10 protein-coding genes are annotated in these 13337 nt (G+C 72.3%); 5 read left to right on the top strand and 5 right to left on the bottom strand.

The window, feature by feature from the left end; genetic code table 11:
- Window positions 1-68: 68 nt before the first annotated feature.
- A complete protein-coding gene (locus tag ACFY16_RS02075) occupies window positions 69-914 on the bottom strand; it encodes a hypothetical protein (protein ID WP_390645136.1) in 846 nt (281 codons plus the stop codon).
- 383 nt (window positions 915-1297) lie between these two features.
- On the opposite strand from ACFY16_RS02075, the gene ACFY16_RS02070 reads away from it, so the two are divergent.
- The 4 genes from ACFY16_RS02070 (at window position 1298) to ACFY16_RS02055 (ending at window position 7326) form a co-directional block, all read left to right on the top strand.
- On the top strand, window positions 1298-2698 hold the full coding sequence (locus ACFY16_RS02070; RefSeq protein ID WP_390645135.1) for an APC family permease: 1401 nt from the start codon (window positions 1298-1300) through the stop codon (window positions 2696-2698).
- Window positions 2699-2847: 149 nt separating this feature from the next.
- On the top strand, window positions 2848-5493 hold the full coding sequence (locus ACFY16_RS02065) for a CocE/NonD family hydrolase (protein ID WP_390645134.1): 2646 nt from the start codon (window positions 2848-2850) through the stop codon (window positions 5491-5493).
- Window positions 5490-6362: an ABC transporter permease gene (locus ACFY16_RS02060; protein ID WP_390645133.1), complete on the top strand. Its 873-nt coding sequence runs from the start codon at window positions 5490-5492 to the stop codon at window positions 6360-6362. The genes ACFY16_RS02065 and ACFY16_RS02060 overlap by 4 nt, the downstream gene beginning before the upstream one ends.
- Window positions 6363-6738: 376 nt before the next feature.
- Window positions 6739-7326, top strand: coding sequence for a chaplin (locus ACFY16_RS02055; protein WP_390645132.1), 588 nt, complete (start codon window positions 6739-6741; stop codon window positions 7324-7326).
- 127 nt (window positions 7327-7453) lie between these two features.
- Here ACFY16_RS02055 and ACFY16_RS02050 read toward each other — a convergent pair whose 3' ends face one another.
- A complete protein-coding gene (locus ACFY16_RS02050; RefSeq protein ID WP_390646074.1) occupies window positions 7454-8719 on the bottom strand; it encodes an NAD(P)-binding domain-containing protein in 1266 nt (421 codons plus the stop codon).
- A gap of 2 nt (window positions 8720-8721) precedes the next feature.
- Window positions 8722-9975 (bottom strand): ATP-grasp domain-containing protein, encoded by a 1254-nt coding sequence (locus ACFY16_RS02045; protein WP_390645131.1) that lies wholly within the window; start codon window positions 9973-9975, stop codon window positions 8722-8724.
- A gap of 168 nt (window positions 9976-10143) precedes the next feature.
- Here ACFY16_RS02045 and ACFY16_RS02040 point away from each other — a divergent pair, with 168 nt between their 5' ends.
- Window positions 10144-11415, top strand: coding sequence for a glycoside hydrolase family 26 protein (locus tag ACFY16_RS02040; RefSeq protein WP_390645130.1), 1272 nt, complete (start codon window positions 10144-10146; stop codon window positions 11413-11415).
- 104 nt (window positions 11416-11519) lie between these two features.
- Here ACFY16_RS02040 and ACFY16_RS02035 read toward each other — a convergent pair whose 3' ends face one another.
- Both ACFY16_RS02035 and ACFY16_RS02030 read right to left on the bottom strand, forming a co-directional pair.
- Window positions 11520-12185, bottom strand: coding sequence for a lipopolysaccharide biosynthesis protein (locus ACFY16_RS02035; RefSeq protein WP_390645129.1), 666 nt, complete (start codon window positions 12183-12185; stop codon window positions 11520-11522).
- On the bottom strand, window positions 12182-13336 hold the full coding sequence (locus ACFY16_RS02030; protein ID WP_390645128.1) for a glycosyltransferase: 1155 nt from the start codon (window positions 13334-13336) through the stop codon (window positions 12182-12184). The genes ACFY16_RS02035 and ACFY16_RS02030 overlap by 4 nt, the downstream gene beginning before the upstream one ends.
- Window position 13337: the final 1 nt, after the last annotated feature.

Genomic DNA, 13337 nt, shown 5'->3' with positions numbered 1-13337 from the left:
GGTGGCCGTACGGCCCGCGGTGCCCCGTCTCCCGCTGTCGGGAGGGCGGGGCACCGTCGTGTCCGGGCTCAGCCCTGCTGCTCGTTGGCCTTCTTGATCTCCTCGGTGACGTCACCGACCTGAGCGGCCGGCGGCGCCTTGACCGCGGCCGTGGCGCCGAACTTCTCGAAGTCCATGGTGACCGTCGCCTTCCCGAACTTCTGCGTCATGCGCACCGGAAGGTCCTTGTCGCCGACCCAGACGTCCATGGTGATTGAGCCGCCGCCGCCGGTCATGGAGCCGAAGAGGTTGTTTTTGTCGCCGTACGCCTCCTTGAACTTCCCCATGTGCGCCTGGTCGATCACGGCCTTGTAGTGGGTCGTGCTCTGCCCGTCGACGGTCTCCTTGCCGAGGTCGTCGACGTCGTTGGCGTACTTCAGGCCCTTCATGGACGCCGACGGGCTGCCTCCGGCGCTGCCGCTGAGCGCCTGCGCGCCCTGCTCACCGAAGATCGCCGACGAGTCGACCTTCATCCACTCCTTGCCCTTGAGCGGGCCGGAGGCCTGGGGGTCGATGTCGTAGTAGTAGGCGCCGTCCACGAACAGCGTGCGGACCGTCGGGGAGGTCGTCAGCTGCTGCATCTGGGCGGCCTTGGTGTCCATCTTGACGTCGAAGGCGTACCCGTCGCCCCAGGAGTACGTGCCGTTCATGGTGACCGGGGTGCCCGTGCCCATGTCGGTGGACATCTTCACCTCGGCCGAGCCGAGCTGCTCGGTGCGGTCGGTCGCCCGGGTGAGCGCCGCCATGATCTTGTCGGTGTTGTCGGCGACGCCGTCGGCCGCCTTCTTGGCCGTCTGCCCCGCGCCGCACGCGGAGGTCGCCATGAGGGCGGCGGCCGTGAACCCCACCCAGGCCGTTGTGTACCTCAGCTTCATCTGTCCCCACCCGTTGCTGTGATTCGACTGTGCAGTGGACTCTAGTGGGACGCACAGACATTCACACGGCCGTATTTGCCGTGCGGAGATGGGATCGGGACGTTTCGCCCGTCCGGATTCCGGACGTCTTCACATTTTTTTGACGGGTGCGCTGCGATTCTCGTACGGGCCCCGGGCGGGGAAGGGTCCGGCTGAAGTGACGTATTCGCGATCATCGGCGACTTCGATCTACGAATTCCGAAGGTAAACACCTATTGACGCACTGGTTTTCGTCGGGGTTCCATGCGGCGTCGGGAGCGGACGAAGAGATGTACGACCCAAGCCGCCGGAGGCGATAGCGCTCCCGCCCCTAGCACCTCGCACGAGTCGATCGGAACCGCCGCATGACCGACACGCTCCGCCCTGTCGCCACCGCCGTCGCAGAGGCCCCGGACAGCAGTCCCGGGAAGCTGAAGCGTTCCATCGGAGTCGTCGGCGGCACGCTGCTCACGCTCTCCTGCGTGACGCCGGCCTCCACGCTCTTCGTGGTCGTCCCCGACCTGTTCGGCTCGCTCGGCACGGCCACCGCCCTCACGATCGCCATCGGCTCCCTGCTCTGCATCGCCGTGGCGTTCTGCTACTCGGAGCTGGGCACCCTCATCCCCAGCGCGGGCGGCGAGTACGCCATGGTGTCGACGCTGGCCGGGCGCCTCGCGGGCTGGCTGGTCTTCGTGCTGTCCCTGCTGGTCGTCATGATCGTCCCGCCGGTGATCGCGATGGGTACGGCCGACTACCTCGCGCCGATCGTGCACCTCGACCCGTCCCTGGCGGGCGCGGGCGTGATGCTGCTCGCCACCCTCGCGGGCCTGCTCGACCTGCGCGCCAACGCCTGGATCACGGGCGTCTTCCTGGTCCTGGAGGTCATCGCGGCGGCCGTCGTGGCGGTCCTGGGCTTCGCCCACGGCCACCGCGGCGCCGGCAGCCTGGTGTCGATGCAGGTGGCCGGCGCGGACGGCCACACGGACACGGTGACGGCCATGCTGGTCGTCTCCGGGCTCGCCATCGCCCTGTTCGTCACCCAGGGCTTCTCGACCGCCGTCTACCTCTCCGAGGAGCTGGAGAACCCGCGCCGCAACGTCGCCCGAACCGTCCTGGCCACCCTCGCCATCTCCAGCGTGATCATCCTGGTCCCGGTCGTCGCCATCACCTTCGGCGCCTCCGACCTCGCCGAGCTGACCGGCGGCGACATCAGCTCCATGGTCACCGCCTGGTCCAACTCCGCCGTCGGCACCTTCGTCAGCCTCTGCGTGGCCCTCGCGATCATCAACGCGGGCATCGTCATGGTCATCCAGAACTCCCGCGTCCTGTTCGCCTCGGCCCGCGACAAGGCCTGGCCCGGGCCGGTCAACAACGTCTTCTCCAAGCTCGGCCGGTTCGGCTCCCCCTGGGTCGCCACGCTCGCGGTCGGCGTCCCCGGCGCGCTGCTCTGCTTCGTCAACCTGGACACCCTGTACGGCGTCACCGGAGTCTCCGTCACCGCCATGTACCTGCTCGTCGCGGTCGCCGCCCTGCTCGCCCGCCGCGGCTCGCACAAGCACACGCACGCGTGGCGCATGCCGCTGTGGCCCGCGATGCCCGTGCTGCTGATCGCGGTCCTCGCGTACATCCTCACCCAGCAGGACACGAGCTACCTGCTGTGGACCGGCGGCATCACGGCCGTCGCCACCCTCTACTGGGCCCTCTACCTGCGCCCGCGCCGCGACACCCGCTGGCTGGTGTCCATCCCGGAGGACGCGCGGGCCTGAGCCGTCACCCGGGGGCTCAGTGCCCTCGGGCCGCTACGGGGCGTACCACGGCTGCGGTACGAGACCCCGGGCCCGTACGCCCGGGGGAGGGGCGGGCGTTCCGCCCGGAGGCTGCTTCGCATGTCGGTGGCGGACCGTACCGTTGACGCATGGATCTTCGACTGCCCGCGCTGCGAGGGCCACGGAGGCCGCGACGGCTGCTGGCCGCCGCGGCCGCCGTCGTCGTGCTCGCCGGTGCCGGGACATGGACGGCCGTCGCCTCCGACGACGCGCCCCCGGTGCGCCGCACCGACCGGGTCATGGCCGTCGACGGGGTGCGCCTGGACACCTCGTACTTCACCTCCTCCGCCACCGGCCGCCGCCCGGCCGTCCTGCTGGCGCACGGCTTCGGCGGCAGCAAGGACGACGTACGGCAGCAGGCGGAGTCCCTGGCGCGGGACGGGTACGCGGTGCTGACGTGGTCGGCGCGCGGATTCGGGAAGTCGACGGGCAGGATCGGGCTGAACGACCCCAAGGGCGAGGTCGCCGACGTCTCGAAGCTGATCGACTGGCTGGCGAAGCAGCCCCAGGTCCGGCTCGACAGGGCCGGCGACCCGCGCGTGGGCGTCGTGGGCGGCTCCTACGGCGGCGCGATCTCGCTGCTGGCCGCCGGGTACGACGACCGGGTGGACGCCATCGCCCCGGCCATCACCTACTGGAACCTCGCCGACGCCCTGTTCCCGAACGGCGTGTACAAGAAGCTGTGGACCGGCATCTTCTTCAACACCGGCGGCGGCTGCGACAAGTTCGAGCCCGCGCTGTGCGCGATGTACGAGCGGGTGGCCGAGTCGGGGACCCCGGACACCGCGGCACGCGAGCTGCTCGAGGAGCGCTCCCCGTCCGCCGTCGCCGACCGCATCAAGGTGCCCACCCTTCTGGTGCAGGGCCAGACCGACTCGCTCTTCCCGCTGGGCCAGGCCGACGCCGCCGCGAAGGCGATCCGGGCCAACGGCGCCCCCGTCGACGTCGACTGGATCGCGGGCGGGCACGACGGCGGCGACATGGAGAGCAGCCGCGTCCAGGCCCGTGTGACGTCCTGGTTCGACCGCTACCTCAAGGACGACAAGGGCACGGACACCGGCCCCGCCTTCCGCGTCACCCGCACCGGAGGCGTCGACTCCACCGATGGCGCCGCCCAGTCGCGGGGCGCGAGCGGAGACACCTACCCCGGCCTGGAGAGCGGCGAACGGTCGGTCGCGCTGACCGGACGCGAGCAGCGCTTCGACAACCCCGCGGGCGCCAGCCCGCCCGCCATCTCCGCCCTGCCCGGACTCGGCACCGGCGGCGGGCTCGCCCAGCTGTCGGCCCTCGGGATCGGGGTGTCGCTCGACTTCCCCGGCCAGTACGCCTCGTTCGAGTCGGCACCGGTGACCGAGGACCTCACCATCACGGGATCCCCGACCGCGACCGTCCACGTGACGTCGACCAGCGACGACACCGTGCTGTTCGCCAAGGTCTACGACGTCGGCCCCGGCGGCACCCAGCAGGTGCTGCCCGCCCAGCTCGTGACACCGGTCCGCGTCGAGGGCACCCGGTCCGGCAAGGACGTGACCCTCACGCTCCCGGCGATCGACCACCAGGTCCAGAAGGGCCACCGGCTCCGCCTGGTCCTCGCCTCGACCGACCTCGGCTACGCCTCCCCGGCCGCCCCGGCGACGTACACCGTCTCCCTGAAGGGAGACCTGAAGGTACCGACCGCCCCCGCCGTGACGACCGCGGCCGCCGCGCTGCCGGCCTGGGTGTGGTGGCTGCCCCTCGCCGGCGCGGCCGTCGCGCTCGCCCTGCTGCTGACGGCCCGCAGGCGCACCGCCACCCCCGCCCCCGACCCCGGGTCGGCCGACGTCCCCCTCCAGATCACCGACCTGAGCAAGCGGTACGCGAAGTCGAGCGACCGGTACGCGGTCAAGGACCTGTCCTTCCGCGTGGAGAAGGGCCAGGTACTGGGCCTGCTGGGGCCGAACGGCGCGGGCAAGACGACGACCCTGCGCATGCTGATGGGTCTGATCCGGCCGGACGGCGGCGAGATCCGCGTCTTCGGCCACGCGATCCGGCCGGGCGCGCCGGTGCTGTCCCGGGTCGGCGCCTTCGTGGAGGGCGCGGGTTTCCTGCCGCACCTGTCCGGCCGCGAGAACCTGGAGCTGTACTGGCGGGCCACGGGCCGTCCGGCCGAGGACGCGCACCTCGACGAGGCCTTGGAGATCGCGGGCCTGGGCGACGCGCTCGCCCGCGCGGTGCGCACCTACTCCCAGGGCATGCGTCAGCGCCTCGCCATCGCCCAGGCCATGCTCGGCCTGCCCGACCTGCTCATCCTCGACGAACCCACCAACGGGCTCGACCCGCCCCAGATCCGCGAGATGCGCGAGGTGATGATCCGCTATGCGGCAGCCGGCCGGACGGTGATCGTCTCCAGCCACCTCCTGGCGGAGGTCGAGCAGTCCTGCACCCACCTCGTCGTGATGGACCGGGGCCGGCTGGTCCAGGCCGGTCCGGTGAAGGAGATCGTCGGCTCCGGCGACACCCTCCTGGTCGGCACCGACGCTCCCGTGGAGGAGCCGGTCGTCGAGAAGGTGGCCGCGCTGCCGGGCGTCGCCTCGGCGGTGCGCACCGAGGACGGGCTCCTCGTCCGTCTGGACGTCGGCGGGAGCGCACCGCGCCTGGTCGCCGAACTCGTCCGGCTCGACGTCCCGGTGGAGTCCGTCGGCCCCCACCGACGCCTGGAAGACGCCTTCCTCACCCTGATCGGAGGTACGGCATGAGCACGCTCGCCGAGCACCCGAAGCCCGTCGAGACCGCCTCCGGCTACCGGGCCGGCCGCACCCTGCCCCTGAGGGTCGAACTGGTCCGCCAGCTGAAGCGGCGCCGCACGCTGGTCATGGGCGGGATCCTCGCCGTCCTGCCCTTCGTCCTGGTCGTCGCCTTCGCCGTCGGCGGCGAGCCGGGCGGCCGCAACAACCAGGTCACCCTGATGGACACGGCCACCGCGTCCGGCGCCAACTTCGCCGCGGTGAACCTGTTCGTCTCCGCGGGCTTCCTCCTGGTGATCCCGGTGGCCCTGTTCTGCGGGGACACGGTGGCCTCGGAGGCGAGCTGGGCCTCCCTGCGCTATCTGCTCGCGGCGCCCGTGCCCCGGGCCCGGCTGCTGTGGTCCAAGCTGGTCGTGGGGCTCGGCCTCAGCCTGGCCGCGATGGTGCTGCTGCCGGTCGTGGCGCTCGCCGTCGGCACGGCGGCCTACGGCTGGGGCCCGCTGGAGATCCCCACCGGCGGCGAGCTCGGCTCCGGCACCGCCGCCCAGCGCCTCCTGGTGGTCGTGGCGTACGTCTTCGTGTCCCAACTGGTCACCGCCGGGTTGGCGTTCTGGCTGTCGACCAAGACGGACGCCCCGCTGGGCGCGGTCGGCGGCGCGGTCGGCCTGACCATCGTCGGCAACGTCCTGGACGCCGTCACCGCCCTCGGCCACTGGCGCGACTTCCTGCCCGCGCACTGGCAGTTCGCCTGGGCCGACGCCGTACAGCCGCACCCCGAGTGGTCCGGCATGATCCAGGGCACGGCGATCTCCCTCACGTACGCCCTGGTGCTGTTCGCCCTGGCCTTTCGCGGGTTCGCCCGGAAGGACGTGGTGTCGTAGCCGGTCGGGCGGCGCTCGCGCCACGTCATCGGGGGGCAACGACGTCATGCGCCGTGAGCCCCTCGCTCTCCGGGCATTTCCGGATGCGGCGCGGTCCAACCGGGTGAATCCCCGAAACCAATCCTGCGGCGGCTGGTTGATGAAGCAGCGGGGCACGCGATGAGGGGCGAAGGCGTGGTGGCGCGAGGCAGACGGGCGACTCGCGTTCCGTGTTCTCCCCTCCGTCCGACCCCCGCTCAGTGCTGAACCCGGCGGTCGGCAGCAAGGCCAACAGCGACCGACCGCCCAACGCACCGGCCTCCCGGCTGCGTCATGGCCGGCCTTGGACGTCGATCTCCGTTCCGAGGCCGGCCTTCCCAGCTCTTCAAGCAGGAAGATGACCACATTGCGACAGACCCTGAGCAGGGGAGTGTTCGCGGCGGCCGCCGCCACGGGCATTCTGTCCCTGTCCTGCGGCTCCGCCCTTGCCGACACCCACGCGGCAGGAGCCACCAACGATTCCCCCGGTGTGCTGGCCGGGAACACCGTGCAGGTGCCGGTCGAGGCGCCGGTGAACCTGTGCGGAAACACCGTCAACGGGATCGCGGCGCTCAACGGCGCGTTCGGCAACTCCTGCGCCAACACCTCGGACGAGACGGATGGCTACGGCGATTCCGACTACGGCACCGACGACGACACGCCCACGTCGTCTGGCGGGAACCGGACGCCTTCGCCCACCGACGACTGCGACACCCCGGCGCCCAGCAGCAGCCCCACTGCGCCGCCCACGCGCAGCGAGACGCCGCGTCCGACGCCTCCGCCGACGCGGAGCATCCAGACGCCGCCCCCGGCCGACGAGGAGCAGCCGCCCCAGCTGGCCGAGACCGGCAGCAAGACCCTGCTGGCGACCTCGGCCGCCAGTGCCGCACTGATCATCGGCGGGGTGATGATGTACCGCCGAGGCCGCACCGCCTCCCAGCGGTAGCCGCTCCGACCCAGGGCGGGTTTCACGCCCTGGCACGGCATGCGGGTGGGCCGCTGACGCTGGTTCTGCGTCAGCGGCCCACCCGTATGTGGCTCTGCCTCAGCGGCCCACCGTGTACGGCTCCGGGTCAGCGGCGCGCCGGCGCCGGCGACCAGTCTCGGCTGCTGCCTCCCGGTACGGGGATCGTCCCGCCCGTCGGGGTCTTCTTGAGCCGACGGCGCACCCCTCGGACGAGTGTCGTCGCCGTGAAGGGCGCGCCCTGGACGAAGCGCATGGCCGGCCCGAAGCCGGAGGCGGTCACCAGGCCCGCGAGGAACAGGCCGGGCTGGGAGGACTCGAATTCACGTCCGACCGCGGGGGAGCCGTCGGACAGGGCCGCCAGCGTTCCGCGAAGCTCGTCGGAGAGCAGTCCGAGCCGGTCGCAGCGCGCCCGGAACCCCGTGGCGGCGATGACGTGCTCGGTCTCCAGGGTGCGCGGGGTGCCCGTGCGGCTCATCGTGTCCAGCCGTACACCGCCCGGCACCGCGGAGGCCGCGGTCACCTCGTGGCCGGGCAGCAGCTCCACTGACCCCTCCACCCGGTCCCGCACCCACCACGCGCCCGCCGGTCCCAGCGCCGTGGCCGCGATGCGTGCCCGGGTCGGCTCCGACAGGTGCCGGAAGAGGTCGGGCCGCTCGGCGTAGAACCAGTTCCGCCAGCCGGGGCCGAGGCCGCTGTGCGGGGAGCGGACCGTCTGCCACCAGGGGCGCTCCCAGGCCGGCGGCATGTCGTTCCACCGGAGCTGGTCGGCCCGCGCCAGCACCCGTACGCGGGTGCCCTGTTCGGAGAGCAGCGCCGCGGTCTCCAGGGCCGCCTGGCCGCCGCCGATCACCGTGACGTCCTTGCCGCGGAAGCGGTCGAGGTCGCTGTGGTGGCTGCTGTGCGTCACCAGCGCGGGGTGCAGTCCGCGCAGTGCCTGCGGTACCTCGACGAACGGCATCACACCGACCGCCAGCGCCACCGTCCGCGCGCGCAGCATCTCCCCGTCCTCGGTGACCACGGCGAAGCCGCCGGGGCCGTGCGCCACCCGGGTCACCATGCGCTCGTCCACCTCGGGCACGGCATGGCGCGCGAACCACAGGCCGTACGACGCGAACGCCTCGACCGGGATCGGCTCCGCGTGACGCGCCGTCAGGCCGTGCTCGGCGCAGTACACGTCCAGCCGCCAACGCCCACCCGGGTCGGAGAGGTTGGACGCCCACGGCTCCGACTTCAGGAACATGCCACGGGGCATGTGGTCCCGCCAGGACGCCATGGGCCGGCCGAACACACGCAGGTTCAGCCCGGCGGCCGCGGCGTGGGACGCGATCGACAGGCCGTACGGGCCTGCACCCACCACCAGAAGGTCGTACATCATCAACTGCTCGCTTTCTCGTCGTCGGTAAGGCCGGGCGAGGCCGCCCGGGGAATCAGGAGTGGTGCCGGTGTCGCGGGCGGCGAGCCCAGTCGCTCCCGCAGCCGGCGGGACACATGGCGGAACCACAGGGCCCACATCGCCCGTCCGGGGGTGCGGTCGTCCCGGGCATACCAGGCCAGTTCGCGCCCGCCCGGCGCCGGACGCAGCGCGGCGAACGGCGCGTAGTTCTCCACCACGAACTCCCGCCCGGCCAGCGGGACCCCGTCCGGCAGCGCACGGCCCGTCAGATCCAGGTGCAGGGCGCGTACGACGTCCAGCCCCGCGCTGTCCGCGAAGAGCCGGAACTGGGCGCCGGGGCGCGGGTTGAAGTCGAGGAGGTGGTAGTGGCCCGTCGTGCCGCAGCGACGGAAGTCGAGGTCGAAGACCCCGCGGTAGCCCAGCTCGCCGGTGAGGCGCTCGGCCAGCGCCTGCACCTGCGGGTTGGGCGTCCAGCGGCCCACCGCGGTCAGCCCCGCTCCACGCGGCCAGGCCAGCTGTTTGCGGCCCGGCCCGCCCGCGCGCACGGCGCCCGAGTGGTCGGCGTAGCCGTGGAAGAACCAGTCCCGGTCCCGTCCCGGCGGCAGGTAGGCCTGCAGCAGCAGCGGGCTGCCCGCCTCCTCGGTGCGCAGATACAGCGCGCGGGCCTGCTGCTCGGTGCGCACCAGCACCGTGCTGCGCAGACCGCTGCCGGTCGGCAGCAGCCAGGGCCGACTCCATTTCGCCACCATCGGCAGCCCGAGCTGCCGCACGGCGTCGGTGACCCCCGCCGGGCTGTCCGGGACCAGCGTCACCGGGTGCGGGACGCCCGCGGACGCGCACACGGCGGCCAGTTCCGCCTTGTCGGCGACGCGTTCGGCGAGCGAGCGGGGCATCGCCGGCAACAGGTAGGACGGTGCGAGATCGTCCCGCATCCGTGCCGCGGTGATCGCGCACGCGTCGTCCATCGGGACCAGGACGGCGGGGCGCCCGATCCGGTCGGCCACGCGGCGCAGCACGGCGACGATGTCGTCCGGGGACGCTCCCGGGAGCGGCGGGGGGTGAATTCGACGTACGTAACGCGACCTGTGGACGGGACTTCCCGCCGAATCGGCGACGACATGCACCTCCACTCCCGCCCTGCCGAGCGAACGTACGGCCCCCAGCGTTCCGTGGTGAAAGGGATTCCGGTCGATCCGCAGCAGTACGGCGGGGACTCGGGTGTCGAGCAGCGACACGAATTCTCCGTTCTTTTCGGATCGGCTCACCTGAACGGGCGAGCGCAGTACTCGAAAGCCGCAACGGCGGTGGCGCCATTGGATTTCCTGTGTCTGACTTCGTATGACAGTGCGTCAATAGTGATAACCGGGACAGAAGTCCGGACGAGCGCGAAGAAAGGTGCGGGCATGGCGCCGGAGCACAAGCGGGCCCGAATGCGCCGGCTGGCCGTGGGCACGGCGGCGGTCGTCGCGTCCGCGGCCCTGGCCTCCGGCCACGCAGCGGGAGTGGAGGTGAGCGGAGCCCCGGATCCTCCCCCGCCGACCCCGGCAGCACCCGCGGTGAGCGCCCCGGCCGCCCGACCCGCACCCACGGCCAAGCCCTCGGTCGGCACGCCGCAGGCGACCACCCCGGTGCCGGCGAAGCGAGGGCCGGCCTTCGGTGCCTTCCTCAGCTCCGACGCCCGTGGCGTGGCCGGCATGGCGCTGCTCAGCCGCTGGCTGGGCGGCGCCGAGCTCCGCGTCGGCCACACCTATCTGCCCGGCGACCGCTGGCGCGACATCGAGGGCGCCCCCGGCTTCCTCGACGCGTGGGCGCACTGGCGCAACGAGAAGGCCGACCGGATGCTCGTCCTCAACGTCCCCATGCAGGAGCGCAACGAAGCGGGCGTCTCCGACGGCGACGTCAGGCAGCTGTTGCGGCAGGGCGCGGCAGGAGAGTTCGACCACCACTTCCGCGCCCTCGCCGAGCGGCTGGTTCAGCTGAAGGTGCCGGACACGATCCTCGTGCTCGGCTGGGAGATGAACGGTGCCACGTACACCCATCGCTGCGGGCCGGACCCGCGGGCCTGGAAGGCGTACTGGAACAGGATCGTCACCACCATGCGTTCGGTGCCGGGTCAGAAGTTCCGGTTCGATTTCACGCCGAGCCGCGGCCTGGACAACATTCCCTGGACCCAGTGCTATCCGGGCGACGACACGGTCGACATCATCGGCATGGATTCCTACGACCAGCCGGCCGGGCTGTCGTTCGACCAGCAGTTGAGAGAGCCCTACGGGCTTCAGGCACACCTGGAATTCGCGAGGGCCCACGGAAAACCCATCTCCTACCCCGAATGGGGACTCTTCCGCAACGGCGACAATGCCGAGTACATGCGGCGCATGCTCACCTGGATCGACAAGCACAGGCCCCTCTACAACACGCTGACCGACTACTGCCCGCACGGTGTGTGGCAGTGCGCGGCCAACCCGAGGTCGTCCCGGGTCTACCGGTCCGTCCTCTCCGGCCGCACCGGCGAGGCGACCCCGATTCCCGTCCCGACGCCGAAGCCGACCACACCCACCACACCCACCACACCCACCGCACCGCCGACCCCGGCGAACTGCTCGACGCTGGACCTGGGCAGCTGGGTGGAGCACTGGCTCGGCGGGAAGCTCTGCGTCCGCCTCGACTGGCTGTAGCGCTCCCGCCGGCGTATCCACCGAGTCGGCCGGTGGCGGCCGCATCGCCTCATGATCCGCAGCCACCTCCACCGCCACCGGCGCGCCGCGCGCGTCGGCCGGCGTCACCGCTTTCCCCGCTTTCCCTGCGCATCGGCGGCGGCGGCCGGGCCGGGCACCGAGGCGGCGGTGACAGGGTCGTCGTCCTCACGGGTTCCCCTCGGCCGCGCCAGCAGGGCCAGGCCGCACAGCAGGCCGCCCGCGCTCGCGCCCACCAGTCCGGTCACCGCCGACGACGCGGACGTCGGGTCGGTCGGCCTGACCGCCTTCGAGAACTGCACGAGTTGCACGTGGGTGCTGTCCTGGGCGCCGTTCGCCTGCCGGGTCAACGCGTGGGAGACGGCGTTGGCCATGGTCGAGGCGAGCCCCGGGCGCGAGGAGGTGGCCGACACGGCGACCATCGGAGCGTCCGGTGAGGTCGCCGCCTGCACACTCCGTTGCAACGTACGCACCGGTACGCCCGCCCGTTTCTGCGCGTCCGCCAGCACCGTGAGCTGCGTGGCGACCCGGCCGTACGCCTGCGCGAAACCGAGGGCCGAGTTCGACTCGCTCTTCCCGGTCGGTACGGCGACGACGTAACTGGTGGCCGTGTACGTCGGAGGGGTCAGCATGCCGTACGCGCCGCCGAACAGTCCGCCGACGAGGGTGCCGGCCGCGAGCACGGACCACGACGGCAGCCTCCGGACACGGGCCAGGAACTGGCGGTGCTGACGGGTCGGAGTGTTGGTCATGACGGGCTTGCTCCCAGAGGTGAGAGGGACGACGACGAGCTGGAGACCGCTGCCGCATACACGCCCATGAGCCGTGCTGCGCTGCGGGTGATGCTGTAGCGGTGCGCGGCCTCCGGGGCCGTGCGCGGCCGGGGGCCCGCCGCCCGTACCTCGGCGATCGCGCGGGCGTACGCCTCGGGGCCGCCGCGCACCCGCCGGGCGCCGGCGACGGCCGACGGCGGCAGGTCCTCGATCGCCGGACAGGCGGCGTAGAGCACGGGCAGGCCGCAGGCCAGCGCCTCCACGGCCGCCAGGCCGAAGGCCTCCTCCGTGGACGGGGACGCGAGCAGGTCCATCGCGGAGGTGAGCGAGGGCAGGTCGGGTCCGGGGGAGCCGTCGGCGACATAGGGACGCTCGCCGGTGAACAGGACCCGCTCGGCCACGCCGGCCTCGTGTGCCGTGCGGCGCAGCACGTGCTCCTCGGGGCCGCTGCCCACCAGCATCAGCCAGTGGTCGTCCGGGAGCCGGGTGAGCGCGTGGACGAGGACGTCGAACCGCTTGCCCCGGGTGAGCCGGCCGACACCGCCGACGACGCAGGCGCCCTGCGGCAGGCCGAGGCGCCGGCGGGTGTGCTCGCGGCGCTCCTGGTCGAAGCGGAAGCGGTCCAGGTCGATGCCGTTGGGGACGACCTCGATACGCGGTGCGGGTACGCCCCAGCGCTTCAGGCGGTCGGCCACCGTCGGGGAGACGGCGACCGTCGCCGAGCCGAGGCGCTCGCTGGCGAGGTACAGCGCGCGCACCCCCGCCGTCAGCCTGCGGCCCTCCATCTGCGAGTCGCCCAGGGAGTGTTCGGTGGCGACGACCGCCCGGATGCCGGCGACACGTGCGGCGAGACGGCCGTAGACGCAGGCCCGGTACAGGTGCGTGTGCACCAGGTCGTAGCCGCCGGCGCGGATCACCCGGACCAGGCGCGGGAGCGCGGCCAGGTCGCGGTTGCCGCCCATGCCGAGATGCACGACGCGGACGCCGTCGGCGGCGAGGCCCTCGGCGACCGCACCGGGGTTGGTGAGCGTCACGACGTCGCAGTCGACGGGCAGGTGGCGCAGCAGCAGCCGCAGCTGCTGCTCGGCCCCGCCGACGCCGAGGCCGGTGATGATGTGCAGAGCCCTCATC

Origin of the sequence: Streptomyces sp. NPDC001315, from assembly GCF_042896175.1 — a bacterium.
Lineage (GTDB): Bacteria > Actinomycetota > Actinomycetes > Streptomycetales > Streptomycetaceae > Streptomyces.
Note: the sequence above shows the minus strand (reverse complement) of the source record. Positions and strands in the feature narration are given on the sequence as shown.